The 255-nt window shown below is 58.0% G+C and carries 1 rRNA gene; it reads right to left on the bottom strand.

The window, feature by feature from the left end:
- Positions 1–96: ribosomal RNA gene (gene rrf / locus KGQ19_RS49060) — 5S ribosomal RNA — on the bottom strand; the annotation flags it as partial.
- Positions 97–255 lie beyond the last annotated feature (159 nt).

Here is a 255-nt window from a genome sequence, read left to right as displayed (position 1 = left end):
CCACCAGGTCCCCCTGGCAGTACCATCGGCGCTGGCGGGCTTAGCTTCCGGGTTCGGAATGGGACCGGGCGTTTCCCCACCGCTATGGCGGCCGTAACACTACGAGACAACCAGCCAGAAACCGCGTAACGGTCCCTGAAGCCAGTAAGGGTCTCAGATCTAAACAGTGGATGCGAGCAGCAAGAATCTTGCTTAAAAGAATCAGCTTTGTGGTCAAGCCCTCGGCCTATTAGTACCGGTCCGCTACACCCCTCA

Source organism: Catenulispora pinistramenti, from assembly GCF_018274385.1.
Lineage (GTDB): Bacteria > Actinomycetota > Actinomycetes > Streptomycetales > Catenulisporaceae > Catenulispora > Catenulispora pinistramenti.
The sequence above is the reverse complement of the archived record's forward strand: the minus strand, read 5'-3'. Positions and strand labels throughout refer to the sequence as shown.